This is a genomic window from Streptomyces sp. NTD107 (assembly GCF_059510435.1).
Genome location: NZ_JCAJZV010000004.1, coordinates 216,191 through 240,857 on the forward strand (window position 1 = coordinate 216,191; position 24,667 = coordinate 240,857).

The 24,667-nt window shown below is 72.3% G+C and carries 24 protein-coding genes and 1 tRNA gene; 7 read left to right on the forward strand and 18 right to left on the reverse strand.

Going from position 1 to position 24,667, the window contains the following annotated elements; all coding sequences use genetic code 11:
* Positions 1 to 26: 26 nt before the first annotated feature.
* Positions 27 to 749, reverse strand: coding sequence for a M50 family metallopeptidase (locus tag AC5WRL_RS10950; protein WP_496088211.1), 723 nt, complete (start codon positions 747 to 749; stop codon positions 27 to 29).
* A gap of 121 nt (positions 750 to 870) precedes the next feature.
* On the opposite strand from AC5WRL_RS10950, the gene AC5WRL_RS10955 reads away from it, so the two are divergent.
* Positions 871 to 1,107 carry a hypothetical protein gene (locus tag AC5WRL_RS10955; protein ID WP_496088212.1) on the forward strand — a complete coding sequence of 79 codons (237 nt, stop codon included), beginning with the start codon at positions 871 to 873 and terminating at the stop codon, positions 1,105 to 1,107.
* Positions 1,108 to 1,126: 19 nt separating this feature from the next.
* On the opposite strand, the gene AC5WRL_RS10960 is transcribed toward AC5WRL_RS10955, so the two are convergent.
* The 5 genes from AC5WRL_RS10960 to AC5WRL_RS10980 all read right to left on the reverse strand — a co-directional run bounded on the left by AC5WRL_RS10960 (position 1,127) and on the right by AC5WRL_RS10980 (position 4,773).
* Positions 1,127 to 1,324 carry a hypothetical protein gene (locus AC5WRL_RS10960; protein WP_496088213.1) on the reverse strand — a complete coding sequence of 66 codons (198 nt, stop codon included), beginning with the start codon at positions 1,322 to 1,324 and terminating at the stop codon, positions 1,127 to 1,129.
* Positions 1,325 to 1,574: 250 nt separating this feature from the next.
* The gene (locus tag AC5WRL_RS10965; protein ID WP_496088214.1) at positions 1,575 to 2,573 is read right to left on the reverse strand and encodes a helix-turn-helix domain-containing protein; all 999 of its coding nucleotides are present in this window, start codon (positions 2,571 to 2,573) and stop codon (positions 1,575 to 1,577) included.
* A 190-nt stretch (positions 2,574 to 2,763) separates the two neighbouring features.
* Positions 2,764 to 2,839 (reverse strand) — tRNA-His (locus tag AC5WRL_RS10970).
* Positions 2,840 to 2,941: 102 nt separating this feature from the next.
* The gene (gene orn / locus AC5WRL_RS10975; RefSeq protein WP_496088215.1) at positions 2,942 to 3,538 is read right to left on the reverse strand and encodes an oligoribonuclease; all 597 of its coding nucleotides are present in this window, start codon (positions 3,536 to 3,538) and stop codon (positions 2,942 to 2,944) included.
* A 116-nt stretch (positions 3,539 to 3,654) separates the two neighbouring features.
* A complete protein-coding gene (locus tag AC5WRL_RS10980) occupies positions 3,655 to 4,773 on the reverse strand; it encodes a GlxA family transcriptional regulator (RefSeq protein WP_496088216.1) in 1,119 nt (372 codons plus the stop codon).
* A 645-nt stretch (positions 4,774 to 5,418) separates the two neighbouring features.
* Between AC5WRL_RS10980 and AC5WRL_RS10985 the strand changes: the two genes are divergently transcribed.
* The gene (locus AC5WRL_RS10985; RefSeq protein ID WP_496088217.1) at positions 5,419 to 5,940 is read left to right on the forward strand and encodes a universal stress protein; all 522 of its coding nucleotides are present in this window, start codon (positions 5,419 to 5,421) and stop codon (positions 5,938 to 5,940) included.
* Between the two features lie 312 nt (positions 5,941 to 6,252).
* On the opposite strand, the gene glmS is transcribed toward AC5WRL_RS10985, so the two are convergent.
* The 5 genes from glmS to AC5WRL_RS11010 form a co-directional block, all read right to left on the reverse strand.
* Positions 6,253 to 8,073 carry a glutamine--fructose-6-phosphate transaminase (isomerizing) gene (glmS, locus tag AC5WRL_RS10990; RefSeq protein ID WP_496088218.1) on the reverse strand — a complete coding sequence of 607 codons (1,821 nt, stop codon included), beginning with the start codon at positions 8,071 to 8,073 and terminating at the stop codon, positions 6,253 to 6,255.
* Positions 8,074 to 8,162: 89 nt separating this feature from the next.
* Positions 8,163 to 8,441, reverse strand: a complete 279-nt coding sequence (locus tag AC5WRL_RS10995; protein ID WP_496088219.1) for a hypothetical protein — start codon at positions 8,439 to 8,441, stop codon at positions 8,163 to 8,165.
* Between the two features lie 72 nt (positions 8,442 to 8,513).
* The gene (locus AC5WRL_RS11000; RefSeq protein ID WP_496088220.1) at positions 8,514 to 9,332 is read right to left on the reverse strand and encodes an ABC transporter ATP-binding protein; all 819 of its coding nucleotides are present in this window, start codon (positions 9,330 to 9,332) and stop codon (positions 8,514 to 8,516) included.
* 1 nt (position 9,333) lies between these two features.
* Complete coding sequence (locus tag AC5WRL_RS11005) at positions 9,334 to 10,419, reverse strand: FecCD family ABC transporter permease (protein ID WP_496088221.1); 1,086 nt, start codon at positions 10,417 to 10,419, stop codon at positions 9,334 to 9,336.
* Positions 10,416 to 11,489 carry a FecCD family ABC transporter permease gene (locus tag AC5WRL_RS11010; protein ID WP_496088222.1) on the reverse strand — a complete coding sequence of 358 codons (1,074 nt, stop codon included), beginning with the start codon at positions 11,487 to 11,489 and terminating at the stop codon, positions 10,416 to 10,418. Before AC5WRL_RS11010 ends, AC5WRL_RS11005 begins: the two co-directional genes overlap by 4 nt.
* Before the next feature lie 128 nt (positions 11,490 to 11,617).
* Here AC5WRL_RS11010 and AC5WRL_RS11015 point away from each other — a divergent pair, with 128 nt between their 5' ends.
* Positions 11,618 to 12,622: an ABC transporter substrate-binding protein gene (locus AC5WRL_RS11015; protein WP_496088223.1), complete on the forward strand. Its 1,005-nt coding sequence runs from the start codon at positions 11,618 to 11,620 to the stop codon at positions 12,620 to 12,622.
* A gap of 38 nt (positions 12,623 to 12,660) precedes the next feature.
* Complete coding sequence (locus AC5WRL_RS11020) at positions 12,661 to 13,278, forward strand: hypothetical protein (protein ID WP_496088224.1); 618 nt, start codon at positions 12,661 to 12,663, stop codon at positions 13,276 to 13,278.
* Between the two features lie 19 nt (positions 13,279 to 13,297).
* Here AC5WRL_RS11020 and AC5WRL_RS11025 read toward each other — a convergent pair whose 3' ends face one another.
* The 5 genes from AC5WRL_RS11025 to AC5WRL_RS11045 all read right to left on the reverse strand — a co-directional run bounded on the left by AC5WRL_RS11025 (position 13,298) and on the right by AC5WRL_RS11045 (position 20,141).
* A complete protein-coding gene (locus tag AC5WRL_RS11025; RefSeq protein ID WP_496088225.1) occupies positions 13,298 to 14,197 on the reverse strand; it encodes a DUF4429 domain-containing protein in 900 nt (299 codons plus the stop codon).
* A 181-nt stretch (positions 14,198 to 14,378) separates the two neighbouring features.
* A complete protein-coding gene (locus AC5WRL_RS11030) occupies positions 14,379 to 15,536 on the reverse strand; it encodes an acyl-CoA dehydrogenase family protein (RefSeq protein WP_496088226.1) in 1,158 nt (385 codons plus the stop codon).
* A gap of 3 nt (positions 15,537 to 15,539) precedes the next feature.
* Positions 15,540 to 16,490, reverse strand: a complete 951-nt coding sequence (locus tag AC5WRL_RS11035; RefSeq protein WP_496088227.1) for a hydroxymethylglutaryl-CoA lyase — start codon at positions 16,488 to 16,490, stop codon at positions 15,540 to 15,542.
* Positions 16,487 to 18,505, reverse strand: coding sequence for an acetyl/propionyl/methylcrotonyl-CoA carboxylase subunit alpha (locus tag AC5WRL_RS11040; RefSeq protein ID WP_496088228.1), 2,019 nt, complete (start codon positions 18,503 to 18,505; stop codon positions 16,487 to 16,489). Before AC5WRL_RS11040 ends, AC5WRL_RS11035 begins: the two co-directional genes overlap by 4 nt.
* Before the next feature lie 19 nt (positions 18,506 to 18,524).
* Complete coding sequence (locus tag AC5WRL_RS11045) at positions 18,525 to 20,141, reverse strand: carboxyl transferase domain-containing protein (protein ID WP_496088229.1); 1,617 nt, start codon at positions 20,139 to 20,141, stop codon at positions 18,525 to 18,527.
* A gap of 89 nt (positions 20,142 to 20,230) precedes the next feature.
* Here AC5WRL_RS11045 and AC5WRL_RS11050 point away from each other — a divergent pair, with 89 nt between their 5' ends.
* Entirely contained in the window at positions 20,231 to 20,839 is a 609-nt protein-coding gene (locus AC5WRL_RS11050) for an SACE_7040 family transcriptional regulator (RefSeq protein WP_496088230.1), read from the forward strand.
* A gap of 6 nt (positions 20,840 to 20,845) precedes the next feature.
* On the opposite strand, the gene AC5WRL_RS11055 is transcribed toward AC5WRL_RS11050, so the two are convergent.
* A complete protein-coding gene (locus tag AC5WRL_RS11055) occupies positions 20,846 to 21,412 on the reverse strand; it encodes a TetR/AcrR family transcriptional regulator (RefSeq protein WP_496088231.1) in 567 nt (188 codons plus the stop codon).
* A gap of 121 nt (positions 21,413 to 21,533) precedes the next feature.
* Here AC5WRL_RS11055 and AC5WRL_RS11060 point away from each other — a divergent pair, with 121 nt between their 5' ends.
* Positions 21,534 to 23,117, forward strand: a complete 1,584-nt coding sequence (locus AC5WRL_RS11060) for an MDR family MFS transporter (RefSeq protein ID WP_496088232.1) — start codon at positions 21,534 to 21,536, stop codon at positions 23,115 to 23,117.
* Here the strand turns inward: AC5WRL_RS11060 and AC5WRL_RS11065 are convergent.
* Complete coding sequence (locus AC5WRL_RS11065) at positions 23,042 to 23,836, reverse strand: alpha/beta fold hydrolase (RefSeq protein ID WP_496088233.1); 795 nt, start codon at positions 23,834 to 23,836, stop codon at positions 23,042 to 23,044. The genes AC5WRL_RS11060 and AC5WRL_RS11065 overlap by 76 nt on opposite strands.
* A 32-nt stretch (positions 23,837 to 23,868) precedes the next feature.
* On the opposite strand from AC5WRL_RS11065, the gene AC5WRL_RS11070 reads away from it, so the two are divergent.
* On the forward strand, positions 23,869 to 24,330 hold the full coding sequence (locus tag AC5WRL_RS11070; RefSeq protein WP_496088234.1) for a DUF6508 domain-containing protein: 462 nt from the start codon (positions 23,869 to 23,871) through the stop codon (positions 24,328 to 24,330).
* The last annotated feature ends 337 nt before the right edge of the window (positions 24,331 to 24,667 follow it).

Genomic DNA, 24,667 nt, shown 5'->3' on the forward strand with positions numbered 1-24,667 from the left:
GACCGGGAGCCGGGGAAGGCGGTGGGTCAGGAGGCGGCGGCGTCCAGCAGGCTGCCGCCGCCGGCTATCAGGCAGGCCAGCACCACGGCGTGGAAGAACAGCAGCCAGATCAGCGCGGGCATCCGCGTCAGCCGGGCCAGCTGGTCGGCGTCGGAGTCCCCGGCGCCGCCCCGGCGCCGTTTCATCTGGAGCTCCCACACCGGCCGGACCCCGCCCAGCAGCAGGAACCACACCACGCCGTAGGCGAAGGCGGCCTGCACCTCGGGGTCGGTGAGCCAGGAGACCAGGATGAACAGCGTGCCGGTGAGCACCACGGTGAGCATGCCGTACGCGTTCCGCACCATGATCAGCAGCGCCAGCAGCAGTACGGTGGCGCCCCACAGCAGCGCGGTGATCCGCCCGGCGGCCAGCAGCGCGGCGCCGCCCAGGCCCAGCAGCGAGGGGGCGGTGTAGCCGGCGGCGGCGGTGAGGATCATGCCGAGCCCGGTGGGTCTGCCCCGGGAGACGGTGAGCCCGGAGGTGTCCGAGTGCAGCCGGATGCCTTCGAGCTTGCGGCCGGTGAGCAGGGCCACCAGGCCGTGGCCGCCCTCGTGGGCGATGGTGATGGTGTTCCGGGCGACCCGCCACACGCCGTACGGGGTGACGACGGCCAGCGCCACGGCGGCGGTCGCCAGCACCAGCCACAGCTCGGGCGCGGGCTGGGTGCCGGTCACCCGGTCCCACAGCTCCCCGATGTCAGCGATCTCCACGGCTTCCCCTCCCCTGTGCTCCGGCCATCCACTCGATCTTATGGGAGGCTGCCCTCAGCCCGTCCGGGCCTGTGGATAACTCGTGAATGTGTGAAATGACCAACAGGGGGAGTGGGTTGCCGTGGTCATAGTGATCGGCGTCGTGCTGGTGCTGGTGGCGGGCTCGATCGCCATGCGGATGTTCCGGGGCGATCACCGCCGCACCACCGGCGGTACGGGCTCGGGCGGTTCCCCGGCCGACGGCGGCAACAGCGGCAACGGGGGTGACAGCGGCTGGAGCTGGGGCGGCGGAAGCGGCGACGGCGGCAACAGCGGCGGCGATGGGGGCGGTGGCGATGGCGGGGGTGGCGGCGACTGAGCCGGCCGCCGCACCGTACTCAGCGCCCGGCGTCGCGCCGCTCGCGGATCCGGCTCCCGATGAAGATGCCGTTCCCGATGGTGGCCAGGCCGAGCACGACCTGCCGCGGCCCGTCGTCCAGCAGCAGGGCGATCCCCACACCCACCAGCATGATCGCGGCCAGCAGCAGCACATCGGACAACTTCACGCCCAGGACGGGTTCTTGGCTCTTCCCCATCCCACCAGCCTAGGGCTTGGCCCCGACCGGCCGAGCGGCGCACCTCGGTCAGGGGTGCGCCGCTCTCTTCTCCGTTCAACTCTCCGTTCAACCGTCGCGCGAGGCAGCGCGGGGGCGTGCCTCGCGCGACGTCCCTCCCCCTGATGAACGGCACCCCTGGCCGGTGCGCCGTTCATCTGTGTTGACGGAATCCATTCCACCCGGGCCCGCCGAGGACGGCCAGCCTTGGGGCGGGTTGTGGCGCCGAGCGTCAAGAATCCGGTCGCCGCCGGTCAAGGACCCGGCTGCGGGTGTGCGTGGGGGTGGTGCCGTAGTGATGGGTGTAGGTGCGGGTGAAGTGGGCGTGCGAGGTGAAGCCCCAGCGGTGCGCGATCGCGTGGATGGGGGTACGGGTGTGCACCGGGTCCGTCAGGTCGTGGTGGGCCCGCTCCAGCCGGCGCCGGCGGATGTGCGCGGCCGGGGTGGTGCCGTGGTGCTGGAAGAGCCGGTGCAAGTGGCGGGTGGAGATGTGGTGGTGGGCGGCGATGGCGGTGGGCTTCAGCTCCGGGTCGGCGAGGTGCTGCTCGATGAACGTCTTGACCGCCAGCAGCAGGGTGCGTTCCGCCCCGGCCGGGTCGGGCGGCGGGGCGGTGTCCAGGGTGTGGGTGATCAGTCCGGTGACGAGATCGGTGAGCGTGGTGGCGAGCCGGGGCGCGTCGGCCGGCCGGTAGGTGTGGTGCTGTTCCGTGAGATGGGTGAGGTAGTGGGCCAGCAGCGCGCCGAAGCCACGGGTGCCGGACAGCGAGCGGCCCAGCAGCCGGCCGACCGGTGTGTGCCGGGGGAGGCTGAGGCGCTTCTTCGGTATCTCGACGCAGTGCCCCATGGACGCTCTGCCGGGCTCGGTGGCCCGGATGGTGAACGGGCGGGAGGTGTCCACCATGTACAGGTCGCCCGGCCCGGTGATGTGCTGCCCGGCGGTCTGGGTGACGGCGAGCGGCGTGGCCCCCGGAAGCATCACGGCCAGGTGCAGCAGCTCCGGGTCGGACCGCCGGATCAGGTACGGGGTGCGGTGGCACTGGAACGCCTGCATGGTCACGGGCAGCACGCGGATGTCGTCCAGGGCGATCAGCCGCATCCGGCCGTGGAAGTCGGAGGTGGTGTCGCTGGTGATCTCCATCGGGGAGATGACACCGGTGAGGGTGTCGCGCCAGTAGTCGAAGCGCTCGCCGGGTTCGAGATGGCTGGTGTCGAGCACGGTCGTGGGAAGCATCCAGGTCTCCTTCGGAGGATCGGGCGCTCCTCAGCCGCGATCTCCGAATTGCGCGGCGCGCCCCCGTATGCCAACGGCCATCCGCTTCTTTCCCGCCCCGCCCGGCGCTCATGCTGTGGCGGGCACCACGTCAACTGCCCCAACGACAAAGGGCCCGACCGCGTTTCCGCAGGTCGGACCCTTGATCCTTTGGGGTGAGTGACGGGACTTGAACCCGCGACCACCTGGACCACAACCAGGTGCTCTACCAACTGAGCTACACCCACCATGACCGGTTCGGGAGGCTTTTTACGGCTCTCCCCGCTCGGCCGTATTGAGTGTACAGGGTGCGCGGGGCACTTCGCTCCCGCGTTCTGCCGGGACCGGGGTCAGCCCTCGGTGTGCCGGGCGGCGATCCGCTTGGCGGTGTCCGAGTCGGGGCCCGGCTGGGGCACGAACAGCGCCTCCCGGTAGTAACGCAGCTCCGCGATGGACTCCTTGATGTCCGCCAGCGCCCGGTGCTGCCCGCCCTTGGGGGGGCTGTTGAAGTAGACCCGCGGATACCAGCGGCGGGCCAGCTCCTTCACCGAGGAGACATCGACGATCCGGTAGTGCAGATGCCCCTCCAGCCGCGGCATGTCCCGGGCGAGAAACCCCCGGTCGGTGCCGACCGAGTTGCCGCACAGCGGGGTGCGGCCGGGCTCCGGCGCGTACGCGCGTACGTACTCCAGCACCTGCCGCTCGGCGTCCTCCAGCGTGGTGCCGCCGTCCAGCTCGTCCAGCAGCCCCGAGGTGGTGTGCATGGTGCGCACCACCTCCGGCATGCCGGCGAGGGCGGCGGCGGGCGGGCGGATCACGATGTCCACGCCGTCGCCGAGTACGTTCAGCTCAGAGTCGGTGACCAGCGCGGCCACCTCGATGAGCGCGTCGTCGATCAGCGAGAGACCTGTCATCTCGCAGTCGATCCACACCATCCGGTCGTTCATGCGATCAACCCTACGCCGCGCGTTCGGGAGCGCCGCCCCGGAGCGGGCGGGGCGGGCCGCCCCCGGGTGCCCCCCGGCGGACGGCCCGCCCCGTGTCGTACGTGCTCGCCCGGCGCTCAGGCCACCGGCCGCCCCCGCTGCCCGGGCACCCGGGGCGAGAAGCCGTCGGTCACGGGCTTGGCGCGCCCGGCCGCCGTCTCCTGCTGCCGGGCCCGGTAGGCCGCCCGGTAGGCCGCCGGGGAGGCCCCCAGCTGCCGCCGGAAGTGTCCGCGCAGGGCGACCGGGGAGCGGAAGCCGCAGCGGCCCGCCACCTCGTCCACCGAGTAGTCGGAGACTTCGAGCAGCCGCTGCGCCTGAAGCACCCGCTGGGTGATCAGCCACTGGAGGGGAGCGCTCCCAGTGAGGGACCGGAAGCGCCGGTCGAACGTACGGCGGCTCATGTACGCCCGGGCCGCCAGGGTCTCCACGTCGAACTGCTCGTGGAGGTGCTCCAGCGCCCAGGCCACCACCTCGGCCAGCGGGTCGGCGCCGATGTCCTCTGGTAAAGACCGGTCCAGATGACGTGGCTGCCCGCTCTCGGCGCCGTTGCCGGCACCCCCTCTCCTGGTGGGCAGCACCAGCCGTCTGGCCAGGGCCGCCGCGGCTTCGGGGCCATGGTCCATGCGGACGATGTGCAGGCACAGATCGATCCCGGCGGCCGTGCCGGCGGAGGTGAGGATGTCACCGTCGTCGACGAACAGCTCCCGGGGGTCCACATGGACCGACGGATAGCGCTTGGCCAGCGTGGGCGCGTACATCCAGTGGGTTGTCGCCGGTCTGCCGTCCAGCAGGCCGGCCGCGCCGAGCGCGAACGCGCCCGTGCACAACCCGACGATGCGTGCGCCCTCACTGTGGGCCCGGCGCAGCGCGGCGAGCGCGGCGGCGGGTGGCGGTCCGGTGATCGACCGCCAGGCGGGGACGATGACGGTTCCGGCCCGGGAGATCGCCCCCAGACCGTAGGGCGCGCGCAGTTCCAGTCCGCCGGTGGTGCGCAGCGGTCCTTCCTCCCCCGCGCAGGCCAGCAGGCGGTAGCGCGGTACTCCGGCGTCCTGACGATCGACGCCGAAGACGGAGAGCGGGATGGAACTTTCGAACATGGGGCTGCCGCTGAACAGCAACACCGCGACGATCTCGCGGCGGCGCCGGGCAGCGAGCTTGACGGCGGGCTCGGGGCCGTGCGTTGGGTCCTGGCTCATGCTCCTCAGTTCCCTCGGTCGTCGCATCCTCTCGGTCCTGCACGTTTCCCCCGACGTGATTGCCAAGATCGAATCTACTGTGTCGGATGAGGTCGGCGGGACAAGTTCATCACTCGGCGCTAAATCGACATGGCAACGTGGCGCGAAGCAGTCGATCAGGAAGCGTTACACGTACGAGCAGTTGGGGGAAGTGCGCCTTCTCGTCGTGCTCCGCAGCGCCAGTGGCCGGGAGCCCCGGTGCCTCGCCGTTTCCCCGTGGAGCCGTGGGGTTGGCGGGGCGGATGGGCAAGGTGTTTCAGTAGTGGGGAAGTTGGCTGAAAATAAAAGTCGTCAACAAGACCCCCGGCCGGTGATCCGACGTCCCGGCGGGTCGCCGGCAACGTCACAGACACCGTATCGTTACGCTCCGGCATCGGTCGCACACAAGGGTGCGGCGGCCATTGCGTCCCGCCGCGCGGTGCGGCATGCTGCTCGGTCATGGTTCGCGGGGTTGACAACGCCGTCAGCGGGAACCAGCAATGTACGTCGTATTCAGGAGGTGGGCTTGTGGCTGACGAAACAGCCTTGACGTGGGCCCTTCCGTGTCCCACACGCGTCCCTGCCGTGCTCACGAGGTCTCCTCGCTGACCGCCCGCCGAGGCACTGATGGCTGGATACGAGCTCCCAGAACCCACGGATCGCAAGCGTCTCGCCGATCCGTCCACTCCCCCCGCGCCCGCCGATGACGAGCGGTACTCCCGCGACCCGGCTTTTCAGCATGGTGTCGTAGTCGGCTTCGACGGTTCGACCACCAGTGAGCGTGCTCTCGCATACGCCATTGGCATGGCCCACCGCGCCGGCTCCGGGCTGATCATCGTTCATGTGGCGAACCGACTGCCGACCACCGTCTGGGCGGGCTGCGAGCCCCCCGCGCTGGTGGACATCCCCGACCACCGCACCGAGGTCATCGGTCTGGAGCTGGCCTGCTCCGATCTGCTGACCGACCTCCCCTGGGTCCTGCTGGAGCGTGGCGGCGACATCTGCCACGAGCTGGAGGAGGTGGGCCAGGAGTACGAGGCGGACGCCATCGTCGTGGGCACCACCCAGGGGCTGCTGGGGCGGCTGTTCGGCTCCGTGTCGGGCCGGCTGGCCCGCCGGGCGCGGCGGCCCGTCATCGTCATCCCGTAACGGCCCCGGCCGCCCCGCTGCCCCCGGCCGCCCGCGACGGGCTCCTGTGCCCCCCTGGGCCGCCCCGGCGCGCCCGGTCGCACGCCGCCGGGACGTTTCCGCAAATTGCTGCCCCGCCCGGGGTGGATTGTGCGCTTGTGAGGGGCATACAGGGAGCAAGACCTCTGGCTGCCGCCGGGAGGTGACGGACCCGGCGGCGGCTGTCCCCCACGCCGGCGTAATGGGCGACGCCGGCGCGAGATGGCGGCCCCCGGGGGTGCGTCTGGTGGCACGCACCCCGCCGGGGGCCGCCGCTCTGCCCGCTTCGGGTGATTACTCCACGGTGACGGATTTGGCCAGGTTGCGCGGCTTGTCGATGTCCCGGCCCAGCGCCAGCGCCGTGTGGTACGCCAGCAGCTGGAGCGGGATGCCCATCAGCACCGGGTCGAGCTCGGGCTCGTTGCGCGGCACCACGATCGTGTCGTCGGCCTTCTCCTGCTCGCGGTGCGCCACCGCCAGGATCCGCCCGCTGCGGGCCTTGATCTCCTCCAGGGTGGCCCGGTTCTTGTCCAGCAGATCGTCGTCGGGGACGATCGCCACGGTCGGGGTGGCGGGCTCGATGAGCGCCAGCGGGCCGTGCTTCAGCTCGGAGGCCGGGTACGCCTCGGCGTGGATGTAGGAGATCTCCTTGAGCTTGAGGGACGCCTCCTTGGCCACCGGGTAGCCGCGCACCCGCCCGACGAACATCATGCTCTTGGCGTCGGCGAGGTCGGCGGCCAGCTTGGCGATGCGCGGCTCGTCCGCCATGATCTCGGCGATCTGGGCGGGCAGCTTGCGCAGCCCCTCGATGATCCGCTTGCCGTCCGAGACCGACAGATCCCGGATGCGGCCCAGGTGCAGCGCCAGCAGCGCGAACGCGACCGCCGTGTTGGTGAAGCACTTGGTGGACACCACGCACACCTCGGGCCCGGCGTGCACGTACACCCCGCCGTCCGTCTCGCGGGCGATGGCCGAGCCGACCACGTTCACCACGCCCAGCACCCGGGCGCCCTTGCGCTTGAGCTCCTGCACGGCGGCGAGTGTGTCGTACGTCTCACCGGACTGGCTGACCGCGATGTACAGGGTGTCGGGGTCCACCACCGCGTTGCGGTAGCGGAACTCGCTGGCCGGCTCGGCGTCGGCCGGGATCCGGGCCAGCTCCTCGATCAGCTGGGCGCCGATCTGCCCGGCGTGGTAGGCGGAGCCGCAGCCCAGGATCTTCACCCGGCGCACGGTGCGCGCCTCGCGGGCGTCCAGGTTGAGGCCGCCGAGCCGTACCGTCGCGAAGCGGTCGTCGATCCGGCCGCGCAGCACCCGGTCCACGGCGTCGGCCTGCTCGGCGATCTCCTTGTGCATGTAGGTGTCGTGGCCGCCCATGTCGTAGCTCTCGGCCTCCCACTCCACGGTGGTGGGCGAGGCGGAGGTACGGGAACCGTCGGTGGTGTAGGTGCGGTAGTCGTCGGCCTTGAGGGTGGCCATCTCGCCGTCGTCCAGGGTGATCACCTGGCGGGTGTGGCTGATGAGCGCGGCCACGTCGGAGGCGACGAACATCTCCTTCTCGCCGATGCCGAGCACCACCGGGGAGCCGTTGCGGGCGACCACGATGCGGTCGGGGAAGTCGGCGTGCAGCACGGCGATGCCGTAGGTGCCCTCGACGTAGCGCAGCGCCTCGCGGACCTTCTCCTCCAGAGTCTGCGACTGAGCGCGGGCGATGAGGTGGGCGAGGACCTCGGTGTCGGTGTCGGAGATCAGCTCGACGCCGTCGGCGGTGAGCTTGGCGCGCAGATCGCCGGAGTTGTCGATGATGCCGTTGTGGACGACGGCGACCTGCTGCGCGGCGTCGGTGTGCGGGTGCGCGTTGATGTCGTTGGGGGCACCGTGGGTGGCCCAGCGGGTATGGGCGATGCCCGTGGTGCCGGCGAACCGGGCGGGGACCTTGGCCTCCAGGTCGCGGACCCGGCCCTTGTTCTTGACGGTCTTGAGGCCGCCGCCCTTGCCGCTGCTGTGGATGGCGATGCCGGCCGAGTCGTAGCCGCGGTACTCCAGGCGCTGAAGGCCCTCCAGGAGGAGGGGGGCGACATCCCGCTTCCCGATGTATCCGACGATTCCACACATAAGGGGTGTCCTCCTGGCTGGGTTGGTTCCTTGCCGGCGAGCGGCGAACGGTCGTGGGCGGGCTGGCGGGCGGGCGGGGACGGTGGCGGTCAGCCGTACACGATCCGCCGCAGCTGCCGTACCGACAGTCGCGGCGGGGCCACCGCCCGGTGCGTCAGCTCCTCGGCGATCCGCGCGAAGATCACCGGATTGGTCAGTCCTTGCCCCTGGAGCTCGCGGTGCCGCCGACGCGTGTACTCCTCGATGGTCTCGTCGAAGTACGCCAGCACGTCGAGGACGACACGCGCGGCCTCGCCCCGGGCGAGCGGCGTGCTGCGCACCAGGTGGTCCACAAGGTCCTCGTGTGAGGGCGTCCGACGTTCGAGCACCCCTCGATACTGCGGATCAAGAACGGTTTCCGCAACAAATCTGCCCGATATCGGGCAGGCGGGTGTCGTTTCTTACCCCCGGGCCCCCAGCTCGGGGATGACCAGCGGGGTACCGGCGACCGGGCACTCGATCACGGCGGCCCGCAGTCCGAAGACCTCCCGAACCAGCTCGGGCGTGATCACCTCGGCCGGCGGCCCGGCCGCCGCCACCTTCCCCTCCCGCATGGCGATCACATGATCGGCGTACCGGCAGGCGAGGTTCAGCTCGTGCAGCACCATCACCACCGTCCGGCCGCGCTCCCGGTTCAGCCGGGCGACCAGCTCCAGCACATCCACCTGGTGGGCGAGGTCCAGATAGGTGGTGGGTTCGTCCAGCAGGAGCACCCCGGTGTCCTGGGCGAGCGCCATCGCGATCCACACCCGCTGCCGCTGGCCCCCCGACAGCTCGTCGATGGACCGCTCGGCCAGGGCGGTGGCCCCGGTGGCGGCCAGCGCCTCGTCCACGGCCTCCTCGTCGGCCGCCGACCACTGGCGCCACCAGCGCTGATGCGGGGTACGGCCACGGGCCACCAGGTCCCGTACGGTGATGCCGTCCGGGGCGGCCGGGGTCTGCGGCAGCAGGGCGAGGCGCAGCGCCACCTCGCGGGCGCCGAGGCCGGCGATGTCCTGCCCGTCCAGGTGTACGGTCCCGGCGGCCGGCTTCAGCAGCCGGGCGAGGGCGCGCAGCGCAGTGGACTTGCCGCAGGCGTTCGGCCCGACCAGCACCGTCACCTTGCCCTCCGGAATCTCCAGATCAAGGTCCTCGGCGACGACGTGGTCCCCGTACCCCAGGCGCAGCCCGGTGGCGCCCAGCCGGGCCGTGGGCAGCGTGGTGGTGGTCTCGGCGGGCATCTCAGCCTCCCCTTCCGGCCCGGTTGGAGCGGGCGAGCAAGTACAGCAGATACGGGGCGCCGACGGCGCCGGTGACGATGCCGACCGGCAGTTCGACCGGGGCGAGCACCAGCCGCCCGGCCAGATCGGCGGCCAGCAGCAGGACGGCGCCCAGCAGCCCGGAGGTGAGCAGCGGCACCCCGGCGGTGCCGGCCAGCCGGCGGGCGATCTGCGGGGCGCCCAGCGCCACGAAGGCGACCGGCCCGGCCACCGAGGTGGCCACCGCCGCCAGGCAGGTCGCGGCGACCAGCAGCGCGATCCGGGCCCGGTACAGCCGCATGCCCAGGCTGAGCGCGGTGGAGTCGTCGAACTGGAGCAGCTGGTACGGGCGGGCCAGCGCGAAGGTGAGCGGCAGCAGGATCAGCAGCGCGTAGCCGATCCACTCCACGTGCGACCAGCTGCGGCCGTTGAGCGATCCGGTGAGCCACACCATGGCGCGCGCCGCCTGGTCGATGTCGGCGCGGGCCAGCATCCAGCGGGTGAGCGCGGCGAGCGCGCCGCCGGCGGCGATGCCGACCAGGACGAAGCGGTAGCCGGTGATGGTGCCGCCCCGGAAGGCGAAGAGGTAGATCACGGCGGCGGTGAGCAGCGCGCCGCCGAGCGCCCCGTAGGGCACCGCGCCGAAGGTGCCGGCGCCGGCCGCGGTGACCCCGCCGAACAGGATGGTGGCCACCGCGCCGGCCCCGGCCCCGGCGGATACCCCGATGAGGTCGGGGGAGGCCAGCGGGTTGCGGGTGACGGCCTGGTAGACGGCGCCGGCCAGGCCGAAGGCGAGCCCGGCCAGCACGGCGGTCAGCGCGCGGGGCAGCCGCAGCTTGTGGACGACGAGGTCGGCGGCGCCGTCCCCGTATCCGAAGAGCGCGCCCAGGACGTCGCCGAGCGGGATGGCGTAGGTGCCGACCGAGACGGAGGCGGTGAAGGCGAGGAATCCGACGAGCAGCAGCGCGGCGCAGGTGCCGGCCACCCGGGCCGGGACCCGCAGCCCGAAGGGGCCGCGCTCGGCGGTGAACGCCTTGGCACGCGGGGTGCGCGCGGTGATGCCGGTCATCGGGTGTGCTCCCTCAGCTTGCCGCGCTTGACCATGACGGCCAGGAAGGGGGCGCCGATGACGGCGGTGACCACGCCGGCCTCCAGCTCGCCGGGGCGGGCCACCACGCGGCCGATGACGTCCGCGCCCAGCAGCAGGACGCCGCCGCCCAGTGCGGAGCAGGGGATCAGCCAGCGGGCGTCGGGGCCGGTGAAGGCGCGTACCAGGTGCGGGATGACGAGGCCGACGAAGGTGACGGGGCCGGCGGCGGCCACGGCGGCGCCGGTGAGCACGATGACGGCGAGCGCGCCCAGGGCGCGGGTGGTGCGTACTTTGGCGCCCAGGGTGGTGGCCAGGTCGTCGCCGAGGGCGAGGGCGTTGAGCCGGCCGCTGAGCGCGATGGCGAGCACCAGGCCGATGATGACGAACGGCGCGAGCTGCGGGCCGAGTTCGGGGTTGCGCCCGGCGAGCGAGCCGACCGCCCAGGAGCGGTACTGGTCCAGGGTGTTGACGTCGAGGAGGACCAGGGCGCTGGTGAAGGAGCCGAGGAAGAGGGTGACGGCGGCGCCGGCCAGCGCGAGTTTGGCGGGGGTGGCGCCGCCGTAGCCGGTGCCGCCGACCGTGTAGGCGAGCAGGCCGGCCAGGGCGCCGCCGAGGAAGGCGAACCAGATGTACTGGTAGGAGTGGGTGAGCGAGAACAGCCCGATGCCGGCGGCGACGGCGAAGGCCGCCCCGGCGCTGACCCCGATCAGCCCGGGGTCGCCGAGCGGGTTGCGGGTGATGTCCTGCGCGACCGCCCCGGCGGCGCCGAGCGCGAGGCCGACGAGCAGGCCGAGCACCGTACGCGGCACCCGCAGGTCGCGGACGACGACGGCGTCTCCCTCGCGGCTGCCGCCGAGGGCGGCCAGCACATCGCCGAGCGAGACCGGTTTGCTGCCGATGGCCAGGGAGGCGAACACGGCGGCGGTCAGGGCGAGCAGCAGCACGACGAGCGCGACGGTACGGGCCGGGCCGCGCCAGCCGCCGCGCGGTGGCGCTGCTGGTGGCGGGGCCGGTGACGCCTGGCCGGCGGTGGCGGGGGTGACGGACACGTCCACAAGGTAAGGCAAGCCTGACTTGCGCATTTCCCCCGCCCCCGCCTTCCCTTGATCGCCGGTCGCTGGCTATGCTCACACAGCCTTTACCAAGGCAAGCCTTACCTAACAGAAAGAGACGATCCGTGACCACCCCTCTCCGGCGCCGCTGGCGCCACCGCGTCGGCGCGTTCGCGCTGATGACAGCGCTGGCCGCCGGGCTGGCCGGCTGCGGGTCCGACGGCTCCCCGGACACGGACACCCCCGACAAGGGCGGCGAGTCGAACGCCTCGGACGCGGCCTATCCGCGCACCATCACCCACGACAAGGGCGAAACCGAGATCCCGGCCGCGCCGCAGCGGATCGTGGCACTCGACAACAGCCTGGTCGAAGCGGTCGTCACCCTCGGCGGCAACCTGGTCGGCGGCATCGGCAACTACCGCAACCTGGACGGCTTCCCCGACTACCTGGGCGACGCGGTCGAGGACACCGTGGACGTCGGCCCGCTGGAGAACCCCAACATGGAGCAGATCATGCTCCTGGAGCCCGATCTGATCGTCTCGGCGACCGTGCGGCACGACGAGCTGTACCAGACGCTGTCCGACATCGCGCCGACCGTGTTCGTGCCCAGCACCGGCCCGAACTGGAAGGACAACATCACCCTGCTCGGCGAGGTGCTGGGCCAGGAGGAGTCGGCGGCGGCGCAGCTGAGCGCGTACGAGACCCGGGCGGCGGCGATCGGCGCGGCCGTCAACGCCGAGTACGACAACCCCACCGTCTCCATCGTGCGCTTCCTCGACGGCCCGACCCGGATCTACCTGCCGAAGACCTTCTCCGGCATCATCCTCGCCGACATGGGGCTGGCCCGGCCGGAGAACCAGCGCGATCCCGAGGAGTTCACCATCGAGATCAGCGAGGAGCAGATCGAGCAGGCCGAAGCCGACGTGATCTTCTACACCACCTACTCGGGCGGCGAGGACCGCAAGGAGCGCTTCCTGGCGAACCCGCTGTGGGCGCGCCTGAGCGCGGTGGAGAGCGGCAACGTGCACGAGGTCGAGGACGCCATCTGGATGACCTCGGTGTCGCTCCAGGGCGCGGACATGATCCTGGACGACATGGCCGAGATCTTCGGCGTCGACCCGGCGAAGTAAACACCGGGTCGGGCGGGCGGCGGGCGGAGAATACGGGCATGATCCCGAAGCGCTCCGCCCGCCGCCGGCCGGCCACCGCCCCACTGCTTGCGCTGCTTCCGCTGCTCGCCGCGCTGTCGTTCGCCGCGACCCTGACGGCCTGCGGCACCGAGACCTCCGCCACTCCCCCGGCCGAGATCGCCGACACCCCCACCGAAGCCGCCACGAGCCCGGCCCCGCCCGAGTCCACCGGTGTCGACCCCGAGCTGATCCAGCTGACCGACATCCCCGGCTACACCCTGGCCCCGCAGTCGGCCGGGGTCATCGGCGAGGACGGCTGGGGCGTCAGCTATGTCTCCGCCACCGGCTCCACCATCGAGCTGCGGGTCGAGCGCGCCGCGCCGGGCGCCGCCGACACCGCGATCAGCGCCGACAAGGCGGCCGGCATCACCGAGTTCCATCGGATCCGCGACGGGCTGCGGATCTCCGTACTGACCACCGACCCGGACATCGACCCGGATCTGCTGCGCGCCGCGCTGGAGGCCGCCCACCCGGCCGACGCGGCGGAGCTGACCGCCATGATGCCGTCCAAGGACGGCGCCGCGCCGGTGGAGCGGGGCGACCTGCCCGCGACGGGCGACGGCGCCCCCCTCGACCCGGAAGGCGCCGCCGGCTGAGATCGGACCGGACCAGGGCTCAGAGCCGGTTCAGCAGAGCCTTCTTCGCGGCGCCGAACTCCTCGTCGGTCAGCACCCCGGTGTCGTGCAGTTCACCCAGCTCCCACAGCCTGCGCAGCACCGCGTCCTGCTCGGTGCCGGCCTCCGCGCCGTCCGCCGCGGGCAGCGGCTCGGGCCGCGCGGGCGCCGGTACGGAGGCGGCGGCCTCCGCCGTGGACGGGTGCGGCAGCCGGGCGGCGAGGGCGGCCACGAACAGCGCCGACTCGGTGACGTCCTTGACCTCGCGCCAGCCCCACATCACCACACAGTTCGGGTCGTGGGAGGGCTTGTAGGTGGAGTGCGCGCCCTTGGGGTGCAGCCGGACAAAGCCGTTCTCTATGCGCGGCGGCGCCCACTCCACCCCGGCCAGATCGCTGAGCGCGATGATCCGGGCGCCGCTGTTCTTCTTGATGTCGTCCGCGCCCCAGCCCCAGTCGATGCGGATCCGCTCACCGTCGAAGGTGGCCTCACCGTCCGAGGCGTGCAGCGTGATGGGGGCCTGGGGCCCGGGCAGCAGATAGTGGTCGGTGCCGGTGCCGGGCACCTGCGCGGTGTCCAGGGCGGCCCGGATCTCGGCCGCCAGTTCCCTGGCGGCGTCCGCCCGGTCGTGCGGCACCTCCAGCAGGTACGGATCGGCCGCCGCCGGCAGCTTGCCGCCGGTCGCCTGGGTGAGCGGATCGGCGCCCTCCCGCAGGCGCAGCCGCAGCCTGTCGTGCTTGCGCCCGGGCTCGAAGGACACCTCCGCCACCGCCTCCAGCGGCACCGTCAGCTCCCCCAGAGCGGTCCGCAGCGCATGCACCCCCTTCCCGTGCCCGGGCACGATGCGCAGCACCGAGCCGTCGAAGTACCAGTTACCGGCTCGCTGGGTGATCTCAGCCATGCCACCAGATTGTGCCAGCAGCGCCGGAACACCAAATCCCGCCCACCCCCCAGACCCCGGAGTGACGCCGGACACCCCACGCGACCCGCGGGATTCCCGGGCTCGCACCGGACGCCGGACCCGGGGCGACGGGCACACCGGCCCGCCCTCCCGGCTCCGTGTGGTGGTGCGGTGCGGCGCGTCAGCAGACGCCGAGTTCCCTGGCGATCAGCATCCGCTGGACCTCGCTGGTGCCCTCGCCGATCTCCAGGATCTTCGCGTCGCGCCACATCCTGGCGACCGGGTATTCGTTCATGAAGCCGTAGCCGCCGTGGATCTGGGTGGCCTCGCGGGCGTTGGTGACCGCCACGTCCGAGGAGTACAGCTTGGCCATCGCCGCCTCCTTCTTGAAGGGTTCGCCCGCCATCAGCCGGGCCGCCGCGTCGCGCCAGGCCAGCCGCGCCGTGTGGGCCCGCATCTCCATGTCGGCCAGCTTGAACTGGATCGCCTGGTTCGCGCCGATCGGCCGGCCGAACGCCTCCCGCTCCCCGGCGTACCGCACCGACTCGTCCACACATCCCTGGGCGAGCCCGGTGCCCAGCGCCGAGATCGCGATCCGGCCCTCGTCCAGTATCCGCAGGAACTGGGCGTAGCCGCGGCCCTCCTCCCCCAGCAGGTTGCCGGCCGGTACCCGGACGTCGGAGAAGGCCAGTTCGTGGGTGTCGGAGGCGTTCCAGCCGACCTTGGAGTAGCCGGGTGCCACCGTGAAGCCGGGGGTGCCGGACGGGACGATGATGGTGGAGATCCGGGGGGCCCCGTCCGGCTTGCGCCCGGTCACGGCGGTGACGGTCACGAACCCGGTGATGTCGGTGCCGGAGTTGGTGATGAAGCTCTTGGTGCCGTTGATCACCCAGCTGTCCCCGTCCCGTACCGCAGTGGTACGGGTGCCCCCCGCATCAGAGCCGACGCCCGGCTCGGTCAGCCCGAAGGCGCCCAGGATCTCGCCCGCGCACAGCCTCGGCAGCCACTCCCGCCGCTGCTCCTGCGTGCCGAACCGGTAGATCGGCATGGCGCCCAGCGAAACCCCGGCCTCCAGGGTGATGGCCACCGAGGAGTCCACCCGGGCCAGCTCCTCCAGCGCCACGCACAGCGCCAGATAGTCGCCGCCCATGCCGCCGTACTCCTCGGGGAACGGCAGCCCGAACAGCCCCATCGCGGCCATCTCGCGGACGATGTCGTACGGGAACTCGTGCCGCTCGTAGAACTCCCCGATCTTCGGGGCCACCACATCGTGGGCGAACGCCTCCACGGTGCGGCGCAGTTCCTCGTGCTCCGGGGACAGCCGGTGATCCAGTGCCATCGGTCAGGACTCCTTGTGGGAGAGGGCGCGCACGGTGCGCGAGGGGCTGGGCCGGCCGAGGTGTGCGGCCAGCCAGTCACTGGTTTCGGCGAGTCGCCGCAGATCGACGCCGGTGTCGATGCCCAGGCCCTGGAGCATCCACAGCAGGTCTTCGGTGGCGAGGTTGCCCGTGGCGCTCTTGGCGAACGGACAGCCGCCGAGTCCGCCCGCGGAGGCGTCGACGGTGGTGACGCCGTGCCGCAGCGCGGTGAGGGTGTTGGACAGGGCCTGGCCGTAGGTGTCGTGGAAGTGGACGGCGAGCCGGGAGGCGGGCACCCCGGCGGCGTCCAGCGCCGTGAGCAGCGCGGCCACCTGCCCCGGGGTGGCCACCCCGATGGTGTCGCCGAGGCTGATCTCCGCACAGCCCAGGTCGAGCAGCCGCAGCGCGACGCCGACGACCCGCTGGGCCGGCACCGGGCCCTCCCAGGGGTCGCCGAAGCACATGGAGAGGTAGCCGCGGACCGGCACCTCGGCGCTCAGCGCGCGGGTCACCACCGGCTCGAACATGGTCAGGGTCTCGTCCACCGTGCGGTTGAGGTTGGCCTGGGCGAAGGACTCGGTGACGCTGGCGAAGACGGCGATCTCCCGTACCCCCAGCGCCAGGGCGCGGTCCAGGCCGCGCTCGTTGGGGACCAGCACCGGCAGCCGGACGGCAGGCTGCCCGGCGAGGTCGGCGAGCAGCGGCATCAGTTGCGCCGCGTCGGCGAGCTGGGGCACCCAGTCGGGGTGAACGAAGCTGGTGGCCTCGATGGTGGTGAGCCCGGCGGCGGCCAGCCGGTGGATGAACTCGGCCTTGATCTCCACGGGGATGACGGCCGATTCGTTCTGGAGGCCGTCCCGGGGGCCCACTTCGTGGATGCGGACCCGGGCGGGCAGCGAGTCGTCGGGGACCCGCATGGGGAGTTCGCCGGTCATGGGGTCACGCTCTCCTCGTCCTGGTCGGCGGCGACCACGGCCAGCACCTGGTCCATGGCGACGGTGGCGCCGGCCGTCACGTCGAGCGCGGTGACGGTGCCGGCGTGCGGGGCGGTGATGAGGTGCTCCATCTTCATGGCCTCGACCACCAGCAGGCTCTGCCCGGCGGCCACCCGGTCGCCGACCGCCGCCTTGACGACGGTGACGGTGCCGGGCATCGGCGCGGTGAGGGTGTCGGCGCCGGCCTCGGCGGCGCCGCGCGCGGCGGCGGTCAGCGGGTCGTACGCGCGCGGCTGCCAGCTGTCGCCGTCCCGGCCCAGCCAGCCATCGGCATACGCGAAGTGATACGTGTACCCCGCGTACTCCAGGTGGACGTCCTCGGCCCCGGCCGCCACCTCACCCAGCAGCCGGGCCTCCACCGGCTCGCCGTCCCCGATCCGTACCTCCCCCGGCCGCACCCGCACCGTGACCGGCTCCCGCCCCGGCACCCGCAGCGGATGCGCGGTCCAGGCCGGCCCGTCGCCCAGCCGCCAGCCGGACGGTACGGCGAAGGGATCGATCCAGCCGCTGCCCGGCTCGGCGGCCGGCTCCAGCGCGGCGTGCCGCAGCAGCGCCGCCGCCGCGTACACCTCGTCCGGCACGGCGTCCGGCACCAGCGCCGCCGCGCCCGCGTCCACCAGGCCGGTGTCCAGCGCGCCCGCCACCACCCGCTCATCGGCCAGCAGCCGGCGCAGAAAACCGGCGTTGGTGTCCACGCCGAGCACCACGGTCGCGCCGAGCGCGGCGCGCAGCCGGCGCAGCGCGGTGGGCCGGTCCGGGCCGTACGCGATGATCTTGGCGAGCATCGGGTCGTACGCCGTGCCGACCTCGCCGCCGGCCAGCAGACCGGAGTCGACCCGTACCCCCTCCCCGGCCGGCTCGCGCAGCAGCCGCACCCGCCCGGCCGAGGGCAGGAAGTCGACGCGCGGCCCGTCCTCGTGCTCGCTGATGTGCGGGGTCTCGGCGCACAGCCGGGCCTCCACGGCGTGCCCGGTGAGGGTGACCTCCTCCTGGCGCAGCGGCAGCGGCTGCCCGGCGGCGATCCGCAGCTGCCACTCCACCAGGTCGAGCCCGGTGATGAGTTCGGTCACGGGGTGCTCGACCTGGAGCCGGGTGTTCATCTCCATGAAGCAGTACGCGCCGGGGTCGGCGCCCGGCACGATGAACTCCACCGTCCCGGCCCCCCGGTAGCCGCAGGCCCGGGCGGCGGCGACGGCGGCCTCGCCCATGGCGGCGCGGGTGGCGTCGTCCAGCAGCGGACTGGGGGCCTCCTCGATGATCTTCTGGTGCCGGCGCTGGAGGGAGCACTCGCGTTCGCCGAGGTGGATGACGCCGCCGTGGCCGTCCGCCAGCACCTGGATCTCGATGTGCCGGGGGCGGTCGATCCAGCGCTCCACCAGGAGGGTGTCGTCGCCGAAGGCGGCCAGCGCCTGCCGCCGGGCGGCGGCGATCTCCTCCTCCAGGGCGGCCTCCTCGCGCACCAGCCGCATGCCCTTGCCACCGCCGCCCGCCGAGGGCTTGAGCAGCACCGGCATGCCCAGCTTGCGGGCGGCGGCGGCCAGTTCGGCGCCGGACGCGCCGGGGACCACCGGCACCCCGGCCGCCGACACCGTCTCCTTGGCCCGGATCTTGTCGCCCATCAGCGCGATCGCCTCGGCGGGCGGGCCGATGAAGGCGAGCCCGGCGGCGGTCACGGCGCGCGCGAAGCCGGCGTTCTCGGCGAGAAAGCCGTAGCCGGGGTGCACGGCCTGCGCACCGGTGCGGCGGGCCGCCGCCAGCAGCGCCTCGACGGACAGATAGCTGTCGGCCGCCGGGGCGGGACCGATGCGTACCGCCGCGTCCGCCTCCCGTACGTGCCGGGCGCCGGCGTCCGCGTCGCTGTACACGGCGATCGCCCGGATCCCGAGCCGGCGCAGGGTGCGGATGATCCGCACCGCGATCTCACCCCGGTTGGCGACGAGCACACTCTCGAACATCGCGGTCACTGCTCCTCTTTCACATCCGGAAGACGCCGTAGCCGGGCTCGCCCAGCGGGGCGCCGGCGCACACGGTGAGGGCGAGGCCGAGCACGGTGCGGGTCTGGAGCGGGTCGATGACGCCGTCGTCCCACAGCCGGGCGGTGGCGTAGTAGGCGTTGCCCTGGGCCTCGTAGCCGGCCCGGATCGGCTCCTTGAACGCCTCCTCCTCGGCGTCCGCCCACTCCTCGCCGCGCGCCGCCAGCTGGTCGCGCTTGACGGTGGCCAGGACGGAGGCGGCCTGTTCGCCGCCCATCACGGAGATCTTGGCGCCGGGCCACATCCACAGGAAGCGGGGGCTGTAGGCCCGCCCGCACATCGAGTAGTTGCCGGCCCCGTACGACCCGCCGATGACCACCGTCAGCTTGGGGACCCGGGCGCAGGAGACGGCGGTGACCATCTTGGCGCCGTGCTTGGCGATGCCGCCCGCCTCGTACGCCTTGCCGACCATGAAGCCGGTGATGTTCTGGAGGAAGAGCAGCGGGATGCCGCGCTGGTCGCACAGCTCGATGAAGTGGGCGCCCTTCTGGGCGGATTCGGAGAACAGGATGCCGTTGTTGGCGATGATGCCGACCGGGTGGCCGTGGATGCGGGCGAATCCGGTGACGAGGGTGGGGCCGTAGCGTTCCTTGAACTCGTGGAAGCGGGAGCCGTCCACCAGCCGGGCGATGACCTCGCGGACGTCGTAGGGGGTACGGGGATCGGCGGGCACCACCCCGTACAGCCCGGCCTCGTCGGCGGCGGGCGGCTCGGGTGCGGTGACCTCCCAGGGCGGGGCGGGCGCGGCGGGGAGGGTGGCGACGATGTCGCGGACGATGCGCAGCGCGTGGGCGTCGTCCTCGGCGAGGTGGTCGGTGACGCCGGAGGTCTTGGTGTGGACGTCGCCGCCGCCCAGCTCCTCGGCGGTGACGACCTCGCCGGTGGCGGCCTTCACCAGGGGCGGGCCGCCGAGGAAGATGGTGCCCTGGTCGCGGACGATGACGGCCTCGTCGCTCATGGCGGGGACGTAGGCGCCGCCGGCGGTGCAGGAGCCGAGGACGGCGGCGATCTGCGGGATGCCGGCGCCGGAGAGCCGGGCCTGGTGGTAGAAGATCCGGCCGAAGTGCTCGCGGTCGGGGAAGACTTCGTCCTGCATGGGCAGGAACGCGCCGCCGGAGTCGACGAGATACAGGCAGGGGAGCCGGTTCTCCAGGGCGATCTCCTGGGCGCGCAGATGCTTCTTGACGGTCATCGGGAAGTAGGCGCCGCCCTTGACGGTGGCGTCGTTGGCGACGATGACGGTGAGCCGGCCGGAGACCCGGCCGATGCCGGCGACCACCCCGGCGGCCGGGGCCTGGCCCTCGTACATGCCGTCGGCGGCGAGCGGGGCCAGCTCCAGGAAGGGTGAGCCGGGGTCGAGGAGGGCGTCCACGCGGTCGCGCGGCAGCAGTTTGCCGCGCGCGGTGTGCCGGGCGCGGGCGCGTTCGCCGCCGCCGAGCCGGGCGGCGGCCAGCTTCTCGCGGAGCCGGGCGGCCAGCTCCCGGTGGGCGGCCTCGTTGGCGCCGTACGCCGCAGAGGCGGGGTCGGCGGCGCTGCTGAGCACCGGTGCCTGCCGCATGATCGCTCGGCCTCCCTTACCAGCTGTACGGAGTGGTGTGCCGAGCGTCAGGTTAACGCTCGCTAACCGGGCTGTCTACAATCAGACGCATGAACGCGCACGCCGGGCCCGCCGGAACCCGCAGAGAACAGATCCTGCGCGAGGCGTCCCGGCTCTTCGCCGAGCACGGCTTCCTGGGCATCGGGGTCGACCAGATAGGAGCGGCGGTCGGCATCAGCGGTCCCGCGCTGTACCGGCACTTCGCCGGCAAGGAGGCGATGCTCACCGAACTGCTGGTGGGGATCAGCAGCCGGCTGCGGGACGGCGGGCGGCAGCGGGTGGCCGAGGCCAGGGCGGCGGGGCTGCCGCCGGCCGCCGCGCTGGACGCGCTGATCGCCGGGCACATCGACTTCGCGCTGGATGACCGGGCGCTGATCACCCTGCACGACCGGGAGCTGAACCGGGTTCCGGAGCCGGACCGCAAGCAGGTACGACAGTTGCAGCGACAGTACGTGGAGCTGTGGGTGGCGGTGGTGCGCGAGGTGCACCCGGCGCTGGCGGAGGCGGCGGCCCGTACGGCCGTCCACGCGGTGTTCGGCCTGCTGAACTCCACCCCGCGCCTGGCCCGCCCCGGCACGGCGCCGGACCGTGAGGAGACGGCGGCGCTGCTGCACCGGCTGGCCACCGGCGCCTTCACGGCGGCGGGCGCCGGGGGCTGACCCCTCTCAGATCTCCAGCATCTCCAGGGAGATCTTGCGGGCGGTGGCGGCGAGCTCCTCGTCCGTGGCGTCCAGGTCCCGGCCGGCCATCAGGCACATCTGGAGGCTGAGCAGCGCCACCCGGCCGCGCAGCTTCTGTTCCAGGGAGGCGTCGGGTTCGGTGATGGCGTTGAGGAGCAGCTGGAACCGTTCGAACATGCCCTCCCGGCCCGATTTCAGCTCGCGCAGCACATGCTGGTTGGCCATCGCGAACCGGAACATCCGGATGCCCTGCTCGGCGGTCATCGCCGACCAGCGCTCGATGACCTCGCGGCGCAGCTCGGGGCCGGGGGGCTGGCCGTCCGCCCAGTCGATGAGGGCGTCGATCTCGTCCATCTGGCGGCCGAACAGGGAGACGACGATGTCCTCTTTGTTCTTGAAGTGGTAGTACAGGGCAGCCTTGGTGATGTGGAGCTGTTCGGCGATCTCCCGCATGGAGGTCGACTCGTACCCCTGCTCGGTGAACAGGCTCAGGGCCACTTCCTGGATCCGGCCCTTGGTGTCCTGCCCCGATCGGCGGGCCGCACCTGCCATGACAACCGCCCCTCGCCGCTTCTTGCCCATGTCTTGCCCAAACATCTGTTGCACACCCTATCGGCCTAAGCTAACTTACTGACCGACCGGTAAGTGATATTTGAGCTGGACGGACACCCTCATGGCCTCAGCCACGCCCACCGACACCCACGCGCCACCCGCCTTCACTCATCGTGAGATCGTCCTCACGATGAGTGGACTGATCATCGCCATGACACTGGCGATGCTCGACAACATGATCGTCGCCCCCGCCCTGCCCACCATCGTCGGCGACCTCGGCGGGCTCAACCACCTCGCCTGGGTCACCACCGGCTACCTCCTCGCCTCCACCGCCGCCACCCCCCTGTGGGGCAAGCTCGGCGACCTCTACGGCCGCCGCCTCACCTTCCTGTCCGCCGTCGTGATCTTCCTCATCGGCTCCATGCTGGCCGGGCTCTCCCAGAACATGGCCGAGCTGATCGCCTTCCGCGCCGTCCAGGGCCTGGGCGCCGGCGGACTGATGGTCGGCGTCCTCGCCGTCATCGCCGAGATCGTGCCCCCGCGCGAACGCGGCAAGTACCAGGGCATGATGATGGCCGTCATGCCGGTGGCCATGATCGGCGGCCCGCTGGTCGGCGGCTTCATCACCGACAACCTCAGCTGGCGCTGGGCCTTCTACGTCAACCTCCCGCTGGGCCTGGTCACCCTGGTGGTGTGCTGGTACACCCTGGCCCGGCTGCCGCGCGGCGCCGCCGCCACCGGCACGGCCCGGCCCCGCATCGACTGGACCGGCGCGGCCCTGCTCACCACCTGGATCACCGCGCTGGTGCTGCTCACCAGCTGGGGCGGCACCGAGTACGGGTGGGGCTCGCCGCAGATCCTCGGGCTCGCGGCGCTGACCGTGGTGGCCTTCGCCGCGTTCGTCGCGGTGGAACGGCGGGCCGCCGAGCCGGTGATGCCGCTGTCGGTGTTCGCCAGCCGCAACTTCACCCTGGCCGGGACGCTCGCCCTGGTGGTCGGCTTCGTGATGTTCGGCGGGGTGACCTTCCTGCCGCAGTACCAGCAGTTCGTCCAGGGCTCCTCCGCCACCAACAGCGGGCTGCTGCTCATGCCGATGATGATCGCCGCCATGGTGATGTCGGTGGCCGGCGGCCAGCTCATCAGCAGGACCGGCCACTACCGCGCCCTGCCGATCGCCGGCACCGCGCTGATGGCGGCCTCCCTGCTGCTCTTCTCCACCATCGACACCGGCACCTCGAAGACCACCGTGGCCCTGTACATGGTGCTGCTGGGCCTGGGCATGGGCTGTCTGATGCAGACCACCACCCTCATCGCGCAGAACAGCGCCGCCGCGAAGGACGTCGGCGCGGCCACCGGCGCGGTGACGTTCCTGCGCAACATGGGCGGCTCGCTCGGCGTCTCCCTGCTCGGCGCGCTCTACACCTCGCACGTCACCAGCAACGCGGGCGAACTGGGCTCCACCGTCACCCAGATGACCCCGGAGCTGCTGAAGTCCCTCCCGCAGGAGGCCCGCGAGACCTTCCAGCGGGCGGTGACGGACGGCGTGACCACCACCTTCTGGTGGGCGGCCGTGATCGCGGTGGCCGGCTTCGTCCTGGCCTGGTTCGTCCGCCACGTCCCGCTGCGCGGCTACGACACCCCGTCCCCCACGCCCAGGAAGCCCAGCACCAGCGAGGAGGCGATGGCCGAGAACTCCTCGAAGTAGGCGTGCCGCGCGCCCTCGATCAACTCAAGCCGGGCCCCCGGAATCCGGCCGGCGATCAGCGGGGCGTTGGCGGCGGGGTTGAACCGGTCATCGGTGCCGTGCAGCACCAGGGTACGGGCGGTGACGGCGGGCAGGACGTCCCAGGCGTCATGGCCGTTGCTGGCCAGCAGATGCCGCCGCCGGGCGTAGCCGGGCATCGCACGGTCACCGAGCGTGGTGTACGGGCCGGGGTGGCGCGCCGTCCAGGCCGGCGTGTACATGAGGTCGATCAGCGCCTGCCGGATCTCGGCGGGGGTCCCCTGAACGAGGGAACGCCGTACATCGTTGCCGCGCTCCACGGCGTACGGACCACCGGGCGAGGTACAGCCGAGCACCAGCGACCGCGTCCGCTCCGGATACCGGGCCGCCACCCACTGGGCGACCCGGCCGCCCATGGAGGTCCCGTAGACATGCGCCCGTTCGATGCCGAGATCGTCCAGCACGGCGATCACATCGTCCGCGAACCCCTCGGTGCTGTACGGCACATCCGGCCTGTCGCTGTCCCCGGTACCCCGCCAGTCGAGGGTGACGGTCCGGTACGCGCCGGCGAAGTCCGCACGCACCGGGTCCCACCAGTGATGGCTGTTGGACTGCCCGGCGAGCAGCACCAGCGGCTCCCCGGCACCGGACACCTGATAAGCGATCCGCACCCCGTCACCAGCAACCTTGACCTCACCCACCCCACCAGTCTCCCCCACCCCCGAGGACTCCGATGAACAAGCCCGGCAACCCCGACGACGCGGCGCTGCTGGCGCGCTTGGACGTCAGCCCCGAGCGGGCCGGCGCCTGGTCCCGGCTGCTGGCCGTCGCCGCCGAGTTCGCGAGGCTTCCGCACGCCGCGGACGACGTCCGCCAAAACCCGGCGAAACCGCGCCAGGACGGTGTGATCGTGGTCGGCTTTCCGGTCTACGGCCCCCGTGTGGAGCGGGCCTGCCGCGCACTCGCCGAAGTGGGCGCCGTGACCCCCGCCTACCTGTGGATGGACCACCCGAGACCGGCCGTACCGCACGACGGCACGCCCCTGGCCCCCGCCGACGCCGTCCGCCTCGCCACCGCCATCGTGCGGGGCGAACGCTTCTGTGACGGCATCATCGCGGACGCGGTCCAGGACGGCGTCCTCCAGTCGGTGCTGGCCGCGCTATCCGCCTGGCACGCGGACCGTTCGCACGGCTGATCCCGGCCCTGCCGAACCCGGCCCGCCGCCGGTCACCGCCCGGCCGGCCCCGGCCCGGACGCCGGACGGTGACCGGCGGCCAGGGCCGGAAGCGGGCCCGGTCGGGGACCGAACGATCGTCGATCGCCCAACAACCCCAACAGCCAAAACCCGAGCGCCCACAGATCGACCGAACACCACAGCCGGAACCTCCGGCGGAAACCGACCCGGACCGGCCCCATGAAGTCGGCCTACAGCCCGGAGCCGGCCCAGCCGGGGCCCGGACGCTGATCGGCGGCTGATCGGCGGCTGATCGGCGGCTGACGGCCCGAAGCCGATCCGGACGAGCGTCAGGATG